Annotated in this window: 14 protein-coding genes, 1 tRNA gene and 1 pseudogene; 7 read left to right on the plus strand and 9 right to left on the minus strand. The window is 72.3% G+C overall.

Annotated features, from left to right (window positions below):
• The 3 genes from CCR87_RS04215 to tsaD all read right to left on the minus strand — a co-directional run.
• Positions 1-220, minus strand: a 220-nt coding sequence (locus CCR87_RS04215; RefSeq protein WP_201156323.1) for an EVE domain-containing protein, incomplete at its 3' end; no start/stop codon positions are given.
• Positions 220-495 carry a YciI family protein gene (locus CCR87_RS04220; protein ID WP_201156324.1) on the minus strand — a complete coding sequence of 92 codons (276 nt, stop codon included), beginning with the start codon at positions 493-495 and terminating at the stop codon, positions 220-222. The genes CCR87_RS04215 and CCR87_RS04220, both read right to left, overlap by 1 nt.
• 2 nt (positions 496-497) lie before the next feature.
• Positions 498-2,204, minus strand: coding sequence for a tRNA (adenosine(37)-N6)-threonylcarbamoyltransferase complex transferase subunit TsaD (gene tsaD, locus CCR87_RS17460; RefSeq protein ID WP_274609744.1), 1,707 nt, complete (start codon positions 2,202-2,204; stop codon positions 498-500).
• 126 nt (positions 2,205-2,330) lie between these two features.
• On the opposite strand from tsaD, the gene CCR87_RS04230 reads away from it, so the two are divergent.
• From CCR87_RS04230 to CCR87_RS04245, 4 genes are all read left to right on the plus strand, one after another.
• On the plus strand, positions 2,331-3,056 hold the full coding sequence (locus CCR87_RS04230; RefSeq protein WP_201156325.1) for a uroporphyrinogen-III synthase: 726 nt from the start codon (positions 2,331-2,333) through the stop codon (positions 3,054-3,056).
• 83 nt (positions 3,057-3,139) lie between these two features.
• Positions 3,140-4,711, plus strand: coding sequence for a hypothetical protein (locus CCR87_RS04235; protein WP_201156326.1), 1,572 nt, complete (start codon positions 3,140-3,142; stop codon positions 4,709-4,711).
• A gap of 11 nt (positions 4,712-4,722) precedes the next feature.
• Positions 4,723-6,168 (plus strand): heme biosynthesis protein HemY, encoded by a 1,446-nt coding sequence (locus tag CCR87_RS04240; protein ID WP_201156327.1) that lies wholly within the window; start codon positions 4,723-4,725, stop codon positions 6,166-6,168.
• A 143-nt stretch (positions 6,169-6,311) separates the two neighbouring features.
• A tRNA-Thr gene (locus CCR87_RS04245) sits at positions 6,312-6,387 on the plus strand.
• Between the two features lie 350 nt (positions 6,388-6,737).
• On the opposite strand, the gene CCR87_RS04250 is transcribed toward CCR87_RS04245, so the two are convergent.
• The 3 genes from CCR87_RS04250 to CCR87_RS04260 form a co-directional block, all read right to left on the minus strand.
• Positions 6,738-7,097: a PRC-barrel domain-containing protein gene (locus CCR87_RS04250; protein WP_201156328.1), complete on the minus strand. Its 360-nt coding sequence runs from the start codon at positions 7,095-7,097 to the stop codon at positions 6,738-6,740.
• 205 nt (positions 7,098-7,302) lie between these two features.
• Positions 7,303-8,514: an extracellular catalytic domain type 1 short-chain-length polyhydroxyalkanoate depolymerase gene (locus CCR87_RS04255; protein ID WP_201156329.1), complete on the minus strand. Its 1,212-nt coding sequence runs from the start codon at positions 8,512-8,514 to the stop codon at positions 7,303-7,305.
• A 409-nt stretch (positions 8,515-8,923) separates the two neighbouring features.
• Entirely contained in the window at positions 8,924-10,507 is a 1,584-nt protein-coding gene (locus CCR87_RS04260) for an alkaline phosphatase (protein ID WP_201156330.1), read from the minus strand.
• Positions 10,508-10,873: 366 nt separating this feature from the next.
• Between CCR87_RS04260 and CCR87_RS17095 the strand changes: the two are divergent.
• Positions 10,874-10,996, plus strand: a pseudogene (locus CCR87_RS17095) (IS110 family transposase); the annotation flags it as partial.
• Positions 10,997-11,206: 210 nt separating this feature from the next.
• Here CCR87_RS17095 and CCR87_RS04265 read toward each other — a convergent pair.
• The 3 genes from CCR87_RS04265 to CCR87_RS04275 form a co-directional block, all read right to left on the minus strand.
• The gene (locus CCR87_RS04265) at positions 11,207-13,186 is read right to left on the minus strand and encodes a TRAP transporter permease (RefSeq protein ID WP_201156331.1); all 1,980 of its coding nucleotides are present in this window, start codon (positions 13,184-13,186) and stop codon (positions 11,207-11,209) included.
• 88 nt (positions 13,187-13,274) lie between these two features.
• Complete coding sequence (locus CCR87_RS04270; protein WP_201156332.1) at positions 13,275-14,270, minus strand: TAXI family TRAP transporter solute-binding subunit; 996 nt, start codon at positions 14,268-14,270, stop codon at positions 13,275-13,277.
• Complete coding sequence (locus CCR87_RS04275; protein WP_201156333.1) at positions 14,267-15,049, minus strand: GntR family transcriptional regulator; 783 nt, start codon at positions 15,047-15,049, stop codon at positions 14,267-14,269. Before CCR87_RS04275 ends, CCR87_RS04270 begins: the two co-directional genes overlap by 4 nt.
• A gap of 556 nt (positions 15,050-15,605) precedes the next feature.
• On the opposite strand from CCR87_RS04275, the gene CCR87_RS04280 reads away from it, so the two are divergent.
• Both CCR87_RS04280 and CCR87_RS04285 read left to right on the plus strand, forming a co-directional pair.
• Complete coding sequence (locus CCR87_RS04280; protein WP_201156334.1) at positions 15,606-15,917, plus strand: tryptophan synthase subunit beta; 312 nt, start codon at positions 15,606-15,608, stop codon at positions 15,915-15,917.
• 21 nt (positions 15,918-15,938) lie between these two features.
• A complete protein-coding gene (locus tag CCR87_RS04285; RefSeq protein WP_201156335.1) occupies positions 15,939-16,856 on the plus strand; it encodes a calcium/sodium antiporter in 918 nt (305 codons plus the stop codon).
• The last annotated feature ends 99 nt before the right edge of the window (positions 16,857-16,955 follow it).

The raw sequence follows: 16,955 nt of genomic DNA on the forward strand, positions 1-16,955 counted from the left end.
GGTCGGGGTGGGCGGGCGCTATGACCTCGCAGATGCCCACCACGGCTGGCGCCTTGCGCGAGTGGTAGAAGAAGGCCCTGTCCCCCACCGCCATCGCCCGCATGTGGTTGCGCGCCTGAAAATTGCGCACCCCGTCCCAGGCCTCGCCCGCGTCGCCCCGCGCCACCAGGTCGTCCCAGCCGAACACCTCCGGCTCGGACTTCATCAGCCAGAAGGCCATCACCCCACGACCTTGTTCCAGCGGTGCACGGCCACGCTCGCGAACAGCCCGGCGCGGGCATAGGGGTCGGCGGCAGCCCAGTCCTCGGCGGCCGCGCGATCGGCCACGTCCAGCACGATGAGCGATCCGATCATGCCCTCGGCATCATCGAGGAATGGTCCCGCCTGCGCCACGGTGCCGGTCGCGGCGACGTATTCCAGATGCGCCGCGCGGGTATCGCGGCGCAGATCCGCGTGGCCAGGCTTGTCGAGGCAGATCAGGGCAAAGAGCGGCATGGTCATTCCTCCTTCAGGGGGCGGTTGAAAACGGCGGCGATCGCCTCGGACACCGACAGCCGCCCGGCACAGATGTCGGCCACCGCACAGGCCAGCGGCATCTCCACCCCGCGCCGGGCGGCGAGGTCGCGGGTGGCGGCCGCCGTGGCGACGCCTTCGACGGTGACGCCGGGCGGGGGCGCGCGCCCCGCGCCCAGCGCCGCGCCATGGGCAAAGTTGCGCGACCGCGCCGAGGTCGCGGTCAGCACCAGATCGCCCAGGCCCGACAGCCCCGCCAGCGTCTCGGCCCGCGCGCCAAGGGACAGGGCCAGGCGCACCGTCTCGGCGTGGCCGCGGGTGATGGTGGCGGCGCGCGCACTTTCGCCCAGCCCCGCGCCGGTGACGATGCCGGCGGCCAGCGCCACGACGTTCTTCAGCGCGCCGCCCAGCTCCGCCCCCACCACATCGGTGGTGCGGTAGGGGCGCAGCGCGGGCGCGGCCAGCACCCCCTGCAACCGCGCGCCCGCCGCCGCATCCGCACAGGCCAGCGTCAGCGCCGTGGGCAGGCCGGCGGCGATGTCGGCGGCGAACCCGGGGCCGGTCAGCACCGCCACCGTGGCCGAGGGGCAGGCGTCGGCGATCAGCGCCGAAGGGCCGCGGAGCCCCTCCAGGTCGATGCCCTTGCAGCACGCCACCAGCGCCCGCCCGTCCAGCCGCGCGCCATGCACGCGCAGCACCCCGCCCAGCGCCTGCATCGGCACCGCCAGCAGCACCACCGGCGCCGACAGCGCGGCCGCATCGCCGGTGACCGCCAGCGCGTCAGGGAAGGTCACGCCGGGCAGCCGGGCGGGGTTTTCCCGCGCCGCCGCCATGACGTCGGCGCCGTCGCGCGCCCACAGCGTCACCGGGCCGCGCGCCGCCAGCGCCACCGCCAGCGCACGGCGCGATTTCTCCGCGAGCACATCGACCACGGCCGCCTGGAACCCGGCGCACAGATCGGCACGGTCGGCGCGCGTGATGCCCCCCTGCGCGGCCACCAGCCGGTCGCGGGCCCGCAGCACCGCCGTCTTGAGCCCGGAGAACGACAGATCGCACCCCGGCCGGTCCAGCAGCGGGCGCGGCAGGGCGAATCGGCGGGGATCGCCCCGCGCGGCCTCGGCCTCCACCGCCGGGCCGCCGGGCTGCGGCAGGCCGAGAATGCGCGCGACCTTGTCGAAGGCCTCGCCGGGGGCGTCGTCGATGGTGCCCCCCAGACGCGTGAACTCCTCCGCCCCCGCGACCCGCAGGAACTGGCAATGCCCGCCCGAGACCAGAAGCATCAGATAGGGAAACGCCAACCCGTCCGTCAGCCGCGGCGTCAGCGCATGCCCCGCCAGGTGGTTCACCCCCACCAGCGGCAGCCCCGCGCCCGCGCTGATCCCCTTGGCGCACATCACGCCCGCCAGCACGCCGCCGATCAGCCCCGGCCCCGCCGTCACCGCCACCGCGTCCAGATCGCCAAGGCCCACGCCCGCCTGCGCCAGCGCCGCCTCCACCGCCAGATCCAGCTTTTCGGCATGGGCGCGGGCGGCGATTTCCGGCACCACGCCGCCAAAGGCCGCGTGCAGCGCCGCCTGCCCCATCACCACATTGGACAGGATCGCGGCAGGCCCGGCCTGCGGGGCGCGCACCACCCCGGCGGCGGTGTCATCGCAACTCGATTCGATGCCGAGCACGGTCAGGCTGCGCATCCTCGTCCCCCTGCCCCGGAGCTGCGGCCGGTTGCGCGCGGGGGCGGCGTGCGATAGCACTTCGGGGGTGCGTGCACAATGCCGCCCCCCGCACCAACAGCGCCCACGAGGTCACGGTTGACCGACATGCCGATCCTGCTTCTGACGCGGCCGCGCGCGCAATCGGATCGCTTTGCGGCCAGCCTGACGGGGTGCCTTGCGCGCCTGCCGCGGGTGGTCACGCCGCTGATCGACATCGTGCAGCAACCGCTGACGCTGGACCCCACGCCGTATGCCACGCTGATCTTCACCTCGGAAAACGGGGTCGCGAGCTTTGCCGCGCAATCGCCCCTGCGCGCGCGGCCGGCGTGGTGCGTCGGCCCCCGCACCGAGGCCGCGGCCCGCGAGGCCGGCCTTGCCGTCACCCACCGCCCCGACGGCGGCACCGCCGAGGCGCTGATCACGGCGCTGCGCGCGGCGCACCCCGACACGCCACTGCTGCATCTGCGCGGCGCGCATGCGGTGACCGACCTGTCGGGGCGGCTGAGCGCCGCGGGACTGGCCTGCGACGAGGCGGTGGTCTATGCACAGCAGGAGGTGGCGCCCACCCCCGAGGCGCTGGCGCTGCTGGCGGGGGCGCGGCCGGTCCTGTTGCCGCTTTTTTCACCACGCAGCGCCCGGCTGGCGGCACGCATGATGCCCGAGCCACACGCACAGGCCCCGGTGCATGTGGTCGCCATCAGCGAGGCCGCGGCGGCGCGTTGGCGTGCGGCACGGCAGACGTCGGCGGACACCGTCACGGTGGCGCGCCAGCCCGACGCGACGGGAATGATCGCGGCCCTGACGGGCGCATGCGAGCGCCTGTCCGCTTGAGGCGGGCGGGCTGTCAAGATAGACTGATGTAAACTCGTCGTGACAAGACGGGCGTCAGACGACCACTCGGGAGGACAGCGGCGATGGCCAGCCCCAACGACACACCGCACGGGCCGAAGACGCCCAGCGACGACGGGACGGACGCGCCCGGCACCGCACGCCCCGAGGAGGGCACCACGCCCACCCCACGCGAGGGCGCCGTCGATTGGATCGACGCGGACCCCGACGCCAGGCCCGACGCCGCGCCGCACACCGACGACGCCGCGACCGAGCCGACGGCAGCCCAACAGGACGCGCCATCAGCCGGGACACGGGACGCGGACGCCCCGGATGGCCAGAGTGCGAATGGCCAGAGTTCGGATGGCCAATCTGCGGATGGCCAGACTTCGGGCACCGCCGAACCCGATGCCGCCGACGCCGGCCCTGAGCCCGCCCGAGACGGCACCCCCGACACCACCGACACCGGTGCGGCGGGGGATGATGTCGCCCCGTCGGCCGCGGCCCTTGCGGCGAATGCCGGGGCGGCGGCGGGGCTTGCGGCCTCGGCCGCCGCGGGTGACACGACCGACCGCGATCACAACCGCGACCGCGGCGCCGCCGCCCCGGCCGATCGGCCCCGCGGCAGCGCCATGCCGATGGTGCTGGGCGGGGTGATCGCCGCCGGCCTCGGGGCCGGGGCGTTGTGGTGGCTGGACCGCGAAGGGGTCGTGACCCTGTCGGGGGCCGACCTCGGCGGCATGGCCGCGCAGATCGAGCGCCAGTCCGCGCGGCTCGGCGCGATGGAGCAGGGGGTCTCGCAACTCGAAGGCGGGCTGGCCACGCAGGGCGACCGGCTGGACACCCTGGAGGCCGCGGTGGCCGACACGCCCGGCACCGACGCGCTGGCGGATCTGTCGGCGCGCACGGACACCCTGGCCGAGACCGTCGCGGCCCTGGAGGCGCGCATCGCCGAGATCGACGACCTGCCGCTGGCCTCCGACCCCGAGGCGCGCGCAATCCTGCAGGGGTTCCGCGACGAGGTCTCGGGCCTGCGGGCGGAATTGCAGCAGGCCAGCGAGCGCGCCGACGCCCTGATTGCCGCCGCCGAGGCCGAGGCCGCACGCGCCGACGCCGCCGAGGCCGAACTGGGCGGGATCGCCGCCGAAGCCGCCACGGCCGAGGCGATGGCCCGCGCCCGCAGCGCGCTGCGCCTGGTGCAGGCCGCCTTTGCCAACGGCGGCAGCTTCGCCGGGCCGATCGCGGTGATCGAGGACATCGGCGTGGAGATCCCCACCACCCTCGCGCTGATGGCCGAGGAGGGCGTGCCGACCCCGACCGGGCTGATGGACAGCTATCCCGAGGCCGCACGCGAGGCGCTTCAGATCGCCCTGCGCGACGTCACCGACAAGACCCTGCCCGAACGCATGACCGCCTTCCTGCGGTTGCAGTTCGGCATGCGCTCGGTCACCCCCCGCGAGGGCAGCGACGCCGATGCGATCCTGTCGCGCGCCGAGGCGGCCCTGCTGGCCGGAGCGCTGGACGAGGTGCTGGCCGAGATCGCCACGCTGCCGCCGCAGGCGCGGATGCCCCTGGAGGGCTGGGCCGCCCGCGTGGAAACCCGTCGTGAGGCGGAGGCGGCGTTGTCCGACCTCTCTGCCCGCATCGACCAGTTCTAGGAATTCTCGCCATGCTCTGGACGCTTCTGAAAATCTTCCTTTTTGTCGCGGCGGTTGCCGGCCTGACGATGGGGGCCGAGCAGCTGATGGACACGCAGGAGGGGATCCTCGTGGCCGTGGCCGGGATGGAGTTCTCGCTCGGGCCGCTGCAGGCGGTGGTGGCGGCGCTGCTGCTGCTGGGGGCGCTGTGGCTGCTGCTGAAGGCCGCGGGGCTGGTCGTGGCCACGCTCAAGGTCCTCAATGGCGATGACACGGCGCTGACGCGGTACTTCACCCGCAACCGCGAACAGCGCGGCCTGCAGGCGCTGGTGGAGGCGATGACCGCCCTTGGCGCGGGCGAGCCGCGGCTGGCGATGTCCCGCGCCCAACGGGCCGAGAAACTGCTGGCCAAGCCCGAGCTGACCAACCTCCTCAGCGCCCAGGCCGCCGAGTTGCAGGGCGACACCGCCCGTGCGGCGGAGTACTACAAGCGCATGCTGGGCGACCGCCGCACCAAGTTCGCGGGCGTGCGCGGCCTGTTGCGCCAGCGCCTGGCACAGGGCGACCGCGACACCGCGCTGAAGCTGGCGCAAAAGGCGTTCGACCTGCGCCCCGACCACGCCGAGACGCAGACCGCCCTGTTGCAGTTGCAGGCCGGCACCCGCGACTGGTCCGGCGCGCGCAAGACGCTGCTGGCACGCCAGCGCGCCGGCGGGATGCCACGCGACCTCTATCAGCGCCGCAGCGCGGTGCTGGCGTTGCAGCAATCCGCCGACTTCGCCGAGAAGGGCGAGGCCGACCGCGCCCGGGACGCCGCCCTGGAGGCCAACGAGCTGTCGCCCACGCTGGTGCCCGCCGCCGCCGCCGCCGCCCGCGCCTATGCCGCGCAGGGCAAGCCGAAATACGCCGTCAAGCTTCTGAAGAAGGCATGGTCGGCCAACCCCTCGCCCGAGCTGGCGGCGGCCTTCGCCGACATCGTGCCCGACGAATCGGCCCAGGCGCGGCTCGACCGGTTCCAGCCGCTGCTGGCGCTGTCGCCCGACCACCCCGAGACCCGGATGCTCAAGGCCGAGCTTCTGATCAGTGCCGAGGACTTCCCCGCCGCCCGCCGCGCAATCGCGCCGCTGCTGGACGATGCGCCGACCGCGCGCGTGCTGACCATCATGGCCGCCGTCGAACGCGGCGAGGGGTCCGACGACGCCGTGGTGCGCGGCTGGCTGACCAAGGCGCTGAGCGCGTCGCGCGGGCCGCAGTGGGTCTGCGACAGCTGCCAGACGGTCCACCCCCATTGGGTGGCGGTGTGCGACGGCTGCGGCGCCTTCGACAGCCTGAGCTGGCGCGCACCTGCGGGCGGTGCGGGCCCCTCGCCCACCCAGACCGAGATGCTGCCGCTGATCGTCGGCCGCCCGAGCACCTCGCACGCCGACACGCATGACCCCGAAGAGGCCGCGGCCGCAGCGGCCAAACCCGCGAACTAGGCCCAGGGGCACCACCCCGGCCACCCGCACCGCCGGTTTCGGCACGCGGGTGGCCGCCCCCGGGGTGTGGCGTCCGGCACACAGGGGGCAACATCGGCCCTTGTGAAACCGTCAGGGGCAGAGTAAAGCGCTTCGGCAGGAACGCCGCTGTAGCTCAGCTGGTAGAGCACGTCATTCGTAATGATGGGGTCGGGGGTTCGAGTCCCTTCAGCGGCACCATGCTTCCCCGCAAGCGCCTGTTTCAAGTCTTCAAAAGGCAAGCGCGCCTGCGTCGCGGCGCGGTTTCGTCACCGGCGTCCGGCGATCCTCTGGTGGCCACGGCGCGGGAGCGGGGGCGCATGCGATGACCGGCGGGACCAGGGCTTCGCCGACCTGCCTCACACAGTCCGGGGCTCGCTGCGCGACGACCGTCTGGTCCGGGGCCGGGTAATCCGGCCTGCCGCGCCGACAGCCGGCCGCCGACCGGGCCACGGCGCAATCGCACCCCGTCGTGCCACGCCATCACCTTGGGCATTGCGAAAGGCCACGCACCAGGGTGCGTGGCCTTCCCTTTGATCGCAGACGGAGGCTCAGCCGTGGTGCTGCGGCATCGCCTTGAGCTTGTCCTTGGTGGTGTCCATGTGGACGCGCACATCGGACCCATCGGTCGCCCGCAGCACCGTGAGGTCATCGAAGGGGACCAGCACCGAATGCGCGCCAATGCCGAGAAAGCCGCCGACGTCGATCACGGCCGCATCGATCCGGCCCTCGGCGCCGAGGGTGAGCGTGCTGACCGAGCCGATGGTCTCATCGTCGCGGCCATGAACCTTGGCGCCTTCCAGATCCGAGGACTTCAGCTCATGGACCGCCGCCTTGGCATAGCCGTCGCGGCTGATCCCATGGGCGCCGCCACCGGATGCGTCGGTGGGCATGGTCGAGGTGGGTGACATGATGTTCTCCCTGTTCCCGCAGACCGGGAACGCTGAGTGCAGGGGCCCCCTGCCGGGTCGTGGACCGCCGCCCGGCTTGCGCCCGGATGTCCCGCGGCGTGCCGGTCGACGACAGGGCAAACGCGCTTCGGCCCGGGTGTCGCCGCATGCGACGGATCGTACCCAGACAACCCCGCAGCGCCCGGGACGTTCCCCGCCCGCGCCGTCAGCCAGGCCGGGTCAGAAAGAACCGCACCATTTCCGCCGACGCATCGGGGCCTTGCGGGTCGGTGAAGGAGCCGCCCGCCTTGCCCCCGGACCACGCGTGGCCCGCGCCCTTGATCTGCCACAGTTCCACATCGACCGTTCCGTCCGGCAACGCATACTCGGTGCGCAGACAGCTCCGCCCCGCCACCTCGGCGGGTGTCACGCGCACCGGTGCCCGCGGTCCGACCGCGGCCCGCACGATCTGGGGTGCGTTGGAGGGGTGCACGGCGCTGTCGGCGTCGCCGTGAAAGACGATCCGGCGCGCGGGGCTGCGGGTGCCCGTCGCCGGCCGCCGACGCCCCCGCGCGGTCGCCGGCGTGCCGCCGCTGTGCATGGCCGACAGCGCCGACACGACGCCGCTGGCCGCCCCGCGCGCAAGCCCCGAATGCACCCCCGCCGCCGAGAACACATCCGGATAGGTCTCGGCCAGGATCACCGCCATGGCGCCGCCCGCCGACAGTCCCGCCACGAAGACGTCCCGGCGGTGCAGCCCGAATTCGCGCATCAGCGCGCGCACAAGACCGGCCAGCACCGCAGGCTCCCCCCTGCCGCGCACCTGGTTGACGGGTGCGAACCAGTTCCAGCAGGCCGCGCCGTTGTGGGTGCGGGTCTGCGCCGGCCAGGCAACCGCCAGGCCGTGACGCTGGGCCACCGCGTTCATGTCGGTGCCGGTGGCAAAGTCGCCGGGATCCTGCGAACAGCCATGCAGCATCAGGATCAGACCCCTGGGGCCCTGCGACTGTCCCGCAGGCAGGAACAGCTTGAAGTCACGGGCGCCCGCGCGACCACGGTGGGTACGCTCCAGATGCTGCACCGCCGGTGCGATGATCGGCGGCCGCGACGGGTCGGGGGCCTGCTCGGACGGCAGGCCGGCGGGCAGCGACGCCCGCGCCACGCGCTGCGGCTTCACACCGGGGCTCGGACGCCGGATCGGGGGCGCGCCAGGCCGGGTGGCCACCTTGCGGCGCGGTTTCGCAGGTGGCTTGCGGCGCTTGCGCGCCGAGGGCGCCTTGCCCGGTGTCATGGCATGCAGGGTCGACAGCGACGCCAGCGTGGTCGTGACCATCGCGGCCCCGATCGCCCGCCGCATGGCCCGTGCGGAGGACTGCGCCTTGCCCACGCGGGCCAGTCGCCTCGCCCGGCGCATTGCCCGCGGGATGATGGTTGGCATTCACGGTTCCTCGAGGTTGGGCGCAAATCGGGACGCGCCATCCCGCGATGATACCCGGCATTGCGCCCGCCGACGCTAACATCGGTCCAACCGTGATCGGTCGCGCGGCGCGGGTGCGGTGGACGCGCCCGCCCGGTGGCGCCGCCCATGGCCGGGTGATCCCCTCGGGACCCGTGCGGCCCTGACGACGACCCTCACCCTTCCGAGGGTCCATCCGGCAAGGGGCGGCCTGCGGGGTTGCACCATCGATCCGGCTGGGAGCGGTGTGGGTCCGCGTGTTGCTGGTCCAGTCGGCGGCCCAGTCGGCGGCCCCGTCGCTGGTACACAGCCGCGCATGTCATCTCTGCGCACGCGGGGCACGGCCATGGGGGCCCGCACATCGACGTGCAGGCCCCCATGTTCTCTGGATTTACTGGCTCGGCTGCGGCGCGGCGGCGGCCTCGGCGAAGACCCGGTTCATGACGTGGAACACCGCAGTGTTGTCCACGATGGCGCCGTCCCAGCCATAGGGCTCGCCCCAGAGCCGCTGCGCACCGAGGTCGGTGTGGGCGAACTGCGCGAACAGCTCGCTGCCCACGCCGAGCGCCCAGAGCGGCACCAGCTCGTTGGTGTGGTTGCCCGAGGCCCACTGATGCCCGGGGATGGTCCCGGGGCCGCGATCCTGCACCGCGAGGAACTCATGGAACACATCGTCGGCCGGGTGGAACCGGGCCGCCTCGATCGCGTCCTCGGAGCGATCCGCCGCCACCGGGCCGCCGGTGCCGTTGGTCCAGGTACCCTCGCCCCAGATGCCGCCGGTCTCATGGTCGGAGGTAACGATCAGCAGCGTCTCGTTCCAGCTGGAGTTGGTCTCGACCCAGTCGATGACGGCGGCGACGGCCATGTCGAAGTCGATCTGCTCCTCGATGAAGCGCTCCATGTTGTTGGCATGGCCCATCCAGTCCACCGCGCCGCCCTCGATCATCACGAAGAAGCCGTCGGGGGTCTGGTTCAGCACGTTCAGCGCGCCGACGCTCATGGTCGCCAGATCCGGCACCACGGGGTTGAAGGCCATCCCCGACGGCGTGTCCCCCTCGGGCAGGTCGGCGCGGGCGGCCTGCAGCGTGTTGCGCGCCCGGGCGATGCCGACCACCCGCTCGGGCAGGTCGTCCCCGGCGGCGAGCGCGGCAAAGGCGTCGCGGTCGTCGACAAAGGTGAAGCCGTTCAGCCCCTCGTTGCCGGTCAGCGCCAGCACGGTGTCGCGGCCACCAAGGAAGCGGAAGGCCCGCGCGTCGTCCGCCGCCGGCTCCACCGGGTTGCCGCTGTCATCGAAGAAGGGGTGCCCGGCGCCCATGATCACGGTCAGGGGGCTGCCGACCATCTCGTTGAAGATCCCCTCATAATCGTTGCGCGAGGGGTTGTGCGCCAGCGCCGAGGCCGGGGTGGCGTGGCTGGCCTGCACGCTGGTCACCGTGCCCGCGGCGCGGCCCTGGTCCATCGCGATCTCGGCGATGGTGCGGAAGGGAATGGTGCCGGTCCAGTCCATGTTGACCCCGGCGTTCGAGGTCTTGATGCCGGAGTGCAGCGCCGTGCCGGCCGCCGCCGAATCGGTGTAGGAGGTATAGGGCATCTCGAACGGCGCGAAATCGTTGCGGAAGGTGGTCTCGAACGCCATCCAGCGCCGGACCGGGTCATAGCCCTGCGGCACCACGCCCGCCGCCTCGGCCGGGTCGGTGCCGTTCGGCAGCACGTTGCCGGCGGCATCCACGAGGCTGTAGGACCAGTGGGTCTGCCCGAACACGACCGGCGTGGTGCCGTCGGGGCGGGCCACCTGATAGGGCTGCTGCCCGGCGCGACCCTGATAGTAGTCGGACGCCAGCCAGCCGTTGAAGCCGATACCGTCCGAGATCATCAGGATCACGTTCTTCGCACCAAGGTCCTGGGCGTATGCGGGTGCCACCAGCGCCGTGCTCAGCGCCAGCGCCCAGAGGCTGTTCTTGATGGGCATTGTCATGATGAGGGCTCCTCAGCGGGGTTGGGGAGCCTCCTGTGTGCAGCCGCGGCGCAACAGTTCGGTAACGCGCGGCCATGCTCGTCCTCACGAACACGTGAGGGTCGCAGCCGCCTCCGCAGCCCGCCCCGAGCGAGGACCGGACGGCCCGCGCAGCGGGATCGCGCCGATCCGCCCCGCCCAGGACGCGCCACCACGGCGCGGACCCTGCACGCCTCGCCAACCGTCACGCCGTCCAGACCCCATGATCACGGCGTGCGGCGACCGTGTCGGCGGCCGCTCCCGCGACAGTCCGCATCCGAGGGTTACGCCCGGTTGACGGGTTCCGAGCCTGATGAATGGCGGAGGCACCGGTCGGCGACGCGGCGGGGCTACGGGCCGCACCGCCAGCGTGTCGAGATCGGGCACGACTGCATCGACGTGGCGCCCCCGCTGATCCCTGTGAAGGCGGGCGACCGGGTGAAGACGGACCGCCGCGATGCGGTGATGCTGCGCGGGCGCGTTTTGGCGGTCGGCGCGGCCTGCCAGGTCGTGGCGGGGTCAAACCAGACCGTCAGCTGCCCGCGGCGCCCGAGCGCCTGGTTGCGGGCCAGCCGGTTCCTCGCCCTGGGGGCGCGTGCAGGCCCGCCGGGCGTGCCGCGATGCCCCCCTTTGGCGTTGTGCCGCAGCGCCACGGCGGCGCGAAACCGGGTTTGCGGCAGGTCAGGGCGACCCGCCCCAGGCCGGCGCGGTGGCTGCGCGGTGGGCGCGCAGATTGAGCACCATCGCCAGCCCCGTCAGCACCAGCCCGGCGATGTTCGTCTCCCACCCCGGGGTGATGAGGAGGAGCGCACCGCCAAAGGCCATCACGCGCTGCGCCACGCTGAGGGCGCAGGCGAAATGGTTGATGGTGGCGGTGGCCAGCGCCAGCACGCCGATGGCCTTGACGGTGGCGACCATGGCGATCTCCAGCGGCGCGCCCTCCATCAGCAGCTGCGGCGAGTAGACGAACATGAAGGGGATGGTGAAGGCCACCCAGCCCAGCTTCATGGTGTCCCCCACCGCGCGGGTCCAGCGGATCTCCGCGATGGCGGCGGCGGCATAGATCGCGGTGCACACCGGCGGCGTGATCGTGGCCAGGATCGCGAAGTAGAACGCGAACAGATGCGCATGCAGCGGCGGCACGTCCAGCGCGATCAGCGCGGGCGCCGCCAGCGAGGCCGACAGAACATAGGCCGCCGTCGTCGGCATCCCCATCCCGAGGATGATGCACGCCAGCATCGCCATCACCAGAACCAGAAACAGCGACTGCCCGCCGAACGACACCATCATGTCGGTGAACTTCACCCCGATCCCCGTGGCCGAGATCATCGACACCGTGATCTGCGCGACAAAGGCCAGCACCGCCATCATCGCGAGGCTGACGCCCGCCTTGCGCAGGATCTCCAGGAAGATGAGGCATTTCGCCTTCAGGCTGTGTTCCCGGTTGATGAAGAAGAACACGATCAGCGTCGCCAGCACCGCCTGCGAGCCGGCATAGGCGATGGAATAGCCCGACAGCAGGAGCCAGATCATCAGCCCGATCGGCAGGATCAGCTGCAGCACGAACATGATCGTGAAGGTCGCCCGCGCCGAGGGGATCTGCGCGGCCGGGACCGGGGCGATGCCCTCCTTGCGGGCCGACAGGTGGATCACCCAGAAATTGCCCAGATAGAACAGGATCGCCGGGATGATCGCCGCGACCACGATGGTGAGGTACGGGATGCCCACGATCTCGGCCATGACGAAGGCGCCCGCGCCCATGATCGGCGGCATCAGCTGCCCGCCGGTGGACGCCGTCGCCTCCACCCCCACGGCGAATTCCCGCCGGTATCCGAGGCGGCGCATCATCGGGATCGTCAACGAGCCCGTGGCCGCCGCATTGGCCATGCCCGAGCCCGAGATCGTGCCCATCAGCGAGGACCCCACGGTGGCGACCTTGGCCGCGCCACCCACCTGCCGGCCCGCCAGCACCAGGGCCGCGTTCATGAACGCCTGCCCGCCGCCGGTGCCCATCACGATCAGCCCGAACAGGATGAAGATGGAGATGACGGTCGCCGACAGCCCCGGCAGCATCCCCCACAGCCCGCTGTCGGCCATGAACAGCCGGCTGGCCATCCGCTCGGGCGAGAACCCCGCATGCCCCCAGGTGCCGGGGATCAGATGGCCCAGCATCGCATAGGCCAGCGCCAGCCCGGCCAGGATCACCAGGCTCCAGCCCAGCACGCGCCGGCACGCCTCCAGGAACACGCCCACGGCCATCACCGTCAGCACCAGGTGGTGGGGCTCGGGGAACAGCCGCGCGCGGAACATGTCCTGCCAGTTCAGCAGCACATACCCCATCGGCAGGATCGCGCAGACGATCAGCCCCCAGTCGTACCACGGCAGCGTCGCGCGCGTGCGCGCCGACCCCGGCCCGAGCGAGAAGAACGCGATCGCCAGCACCACCCCGAACAGCCCGTGGGTGGCGCGCTGCTGCATGTGCGGCAGGCTGCCGAAGAAGGCGGTATAGAGGTGGAAGCACGAGAACGCGACCGCCACGCCCGCAAACAGCCATCCCTGCCAGCCCATCAGGGTGCGGTCGGTGCGCCCCTCCTCGTCGATGGAGGTGTCGACGGAAGCGATGCGGTCGGCCCCGGGCCGGGGCGTGCGGGTGTCGGTCATGGCGGGTTCCCCGTGGCGGCGGCCGGCGGCGTTGCGCCGACCTTGCGCGGCCGCCCGGTTTGGCCGGGCGTGCCGCCTCTGCGGGCCGTCAGCCCTCGAATTCGGGCGGGATCAGGTCCTCGGGCACATCGACGCCCTGCTCCTGCAGGTAGCGCACCACACCCGCGTGCAGCGGGATGGTGGAGGACATCGTCAGCTCCACGAAGTCGGGCGGGTTGCCGCCGGGATAGATCGCCACCATCGCGTCGCCCGACCCGAAGGTCGCCCGCGCGAGGTCATGGGCCATCTGCTCGGTGATCGAGTCCGCGCGCGCGAAATAGCCATAGGCCAGCCCCTTGGCGATCACCGGGTCGGGCTGGTTGGCATAGACGCCCGCCGGCACCTCGAAGGTCAGGGCCAGACCGGTGTCCTCGATCATCGCGGCCTGTTCGGGGGTGAAGCCGACCATGCGGATGTCGATGGTGGCCTGCAACTCCTCGATCAGGCTGTCAGGCTGGTCCACGGCGCCCGAGGTCTTGAAGAACCCGTCGATGCGGCGGTCGCGGAAGAAATCCGCCGCGTCCGACATGCCCGCAAGCTGCCAGTCGGGTTCGATCCCCATCTCCTCGAACAGCGCGAGGGTCACGGATTCCGTCGCGGTGCCCAGACCGCCGGGGTTGATGCGCTTGCCGGCCAGATCCTCGATGCTGTGGATGTCGCTGTCGGCGCGCACCGCCAGCACATTGGGCGTGGCCGACAGGATGGCGATGGCGCGCAGGCTGTCGTTGGGACGCCCCTCCCAGTCGCCGGTCCCCTCCATCATCGCGGGCAGCGCGAGGAAGTTGGCAATGCCCATGTCGGCCTGTCCGGCGTGCACCATGGCCTGGCTGTCGGCCGCCCCGCCGGTCTCGATGACCGAGACGTTCATCACCTCCGAGCCGCGGTTGGCGATGGTCGCGAGGCTGGCGTAGAAGCTGTACCACCCCGAGGACGCGGCGGTGGTGGCAAAGCCGACCTGCTGCTGCGCGGCCGCAGGGCCGGCGGCGGCCAGCACGGTCCCCGCGAGCAGGGCGCGCAGGGTGTGGCGGGTGTTGGATCGGGTCATGGGATCCCTCCTGTTGGTGGGGCGGCCGCCGTGGCGGGGCGCTCCGGATTGGCCCTTGCGGGCGGGGTGGTTCCGGCCGGGTCGCGCGTGGTGACGGCGGCCAGAAGGCGTTCCGCGGTGTCGAGGTAATGGCGGCGGATCGTGTGCTCGACCTGGGTTGCGGGCCCGTCCAGCGCGTCCAGCACCGCGTGGTGGCGGTCGTGGATGTCATCGCAGCCGTAAAAGGCGCCCGCGACCTGGCCAAAGGTCATCTGCAGCGGGCCGTTGGCGCCGTCCCAGGCCCGCAGCAGCACCGGTTGGCCGGCGGCCAGCATGATCTCGCGGTGCCAGGCGGTGTCGGCCTTTGCGACCGCCAGCCAGTCGCCGGCCCGGGCGGCGGCGGCCATCGTGTCAAGGTGGCGCGCCATGTCCGCCCGCGCCTCTCGCCCCAGCGGCGCGGTCACCTGGGTCGCGGCATAGCCCTCGATCAGGCCGCGCAGGGCATAGAGGTCGAACAGCTCGGCCGGGCTGTATTCGGCGACCCGGCTGCCACGCCAGAAGTCCGCGCGCACCAGCCCCTCGCTCTCGAGCCGCCGGATCGCCTCGCGCAGCGGCGCGCGGGACGAACCGAAGCGCGCGCTCAGCTCCGCCTCGCGCAGGCGCGTGCCGGGGGCGAGCGCGCCGGTCAGGATCATGTCGCGCAGCGCCCGATGGATGCGCCCCTGTCGGGTTTCGTCCGCGATCGCACCCAGGGGCGGGGCGTTCGGGTCGGTCCGGTCCGTGGGGGCGTCGGCGTCCATGCCGGGTCTGCTCCTGTGCGTCTGATCCTGTGCGTCTGATCCTGTGGGTCAGGGCCAATGCTTGTCGACTGTCGACAATGCTGGGACAGGGGGACCGCTTGCGTCAACCCCGGACGCGCCACCGCCCGGACCGGCGGGTGGGGTGTGCGAGGATCCTGGGCACTCCGTCGCGGCACGGCGCCGGGATGGTCCCGTGATCGGGGGCACGGCGATGCGCGGACCGGGGTTCCGGCGCAGCGCCCCGGCCATCGCCGGCCCATGCCCGGCTGTCCGTATCCGCTTGGGCATGGGCAGGGCATTGGGTCGGGCATTGGGTCGGGCCGAAGAAATACCCCGCGCACGGGATTGAACGGCGCAGGGGAATGCCCAAGTCGACCTCGCGGGCCGGGCCCCTCTGGCAACATGGTGTTGCGATGTCGGACCGCATCGCACGTGCTTGCTGCCGGTCGCAGTGCGACCGGTGGCCAGGCTGCGCGCGACCCTGCTGGACCCGTCACCATGCCACTGGCATCGCAGTCTTTCTGTTCCTTTCCCCGACGCGCGGGCGTGCTCGGCCATGGGTAAGCGTCAGCGGCGTCGGCTCGACCGCCAGCTCGCCGCGCTGAGCAGCCGCTCGCCCGGGTTGCGCGGCCTTCTGGGCGCGATCCAGGGGCGGCCGGGGGTCGTGATCCGCATGCCGATCGGGCTTTTGCTGATCGCGGGCGGGTTCCTCGCGATCCTGCCGGTGTTCGGGCTGTGGATGATCCCGCTCGGCCTGCTGCTTCTGGCCATCGACCTGCCGCTGCTGCGTCCGTTCGTTTCCGCGGCGATCATCCGCGTGCGCCGAAGATGGACGCTGTGGCGCCGCAACGGCCGCGACCGACGCTGATTTCCGGATCTGGAGGGCGGATTGGACTGGATCTTTCTCCTCGGTGGCCTGATCGCCCTGTTTCTGGGCGGCGAGGCGCTGGTGCGCGGGGCGGTCGGGATCGCGCGGCGGCTGGCGATTGCGCCGCTGCTGATCGGGCTGACGGTGGTGGGGTTCGGGACCTCGACGCCGGAGCTGCTCGTCTCGGTCGATGCCGCGCTGCGCGGCGTGCCCGACATCGCCATCGGCAACGTCATCGGCTCCAACATCGGCAACGTCTTGCTGATCGTCGGGCTGTCGGCGCTGGTCTGGCCGATCCGCGTCATGGGCGGCACGCTGCGGCGCGACACCGCCGTGATGATGGCGGCGGCTGTGGCACTGGTCCCGGTGTTCTGGCTGGGGCAGGTCGGCGGGCTGTCGGGGGCGGCGCTGGTCGCGGGGCTGGCCGGGTATCTGGTCTGGGCCTATCGCCAGCCGGGCGACGGGGTCGCGGTCGATGATCCCACCCCGGTGCTGCCGCTGTGGCAGGCGGCGCTGTGGGTTGCGGTGGGCCTTGGTGCGCTGATGCTCGGGGCGCGGTTTCTGGTGGATGGCGCGGTCAGCATCGCGCGCGCTTACGGCGTGTCCGAGGCCTTCATCGGCCTGACCATCGTCGCGGTGGGCACGTCGTTGCCGGAGCTGGCGACCTCGCTGATTGCGGCGCTGCGCCGGCAGTCCGAGATCGCCATCGGCAACATCGTGGGCTCCAACATCTTCAACGTGCTGGGCGTGCTGGGCGTGACCGCGCTGGTGGCGCCGATCCCGGTGGCGGGGCGGTTCCCGAGCTTCGATCTGCCGGTGATGATCGCCGCCTCGGCCGTGCTGACGGGGCTGTTGCTTCTGCGGCCCCGGATCGGGCGGGTGGCGGGGGTGGGCCTGCTTGTGGCCTATGCCGCCTATGTCTGGGCGGCGCAGGGATGAGCGCGCGCGGCGCCATCGCCGGGCTGATGGTGCTGCTGGTCGCCGTGGCGGCCCTGCTGGCGCAGGCCGGTGGCGGCGCGGCCGCGCCCGCCCATCACA

This window comes from Rhodobaculum claviforme (assembly GCF_016653255.1).
GTDB lineage: Bacteria > Pseudomonadota > Alphaproteobacteria > Rhodobacterales > Rhodobacteraceae > Rhodobaculum > Rhodobaculum claviforme.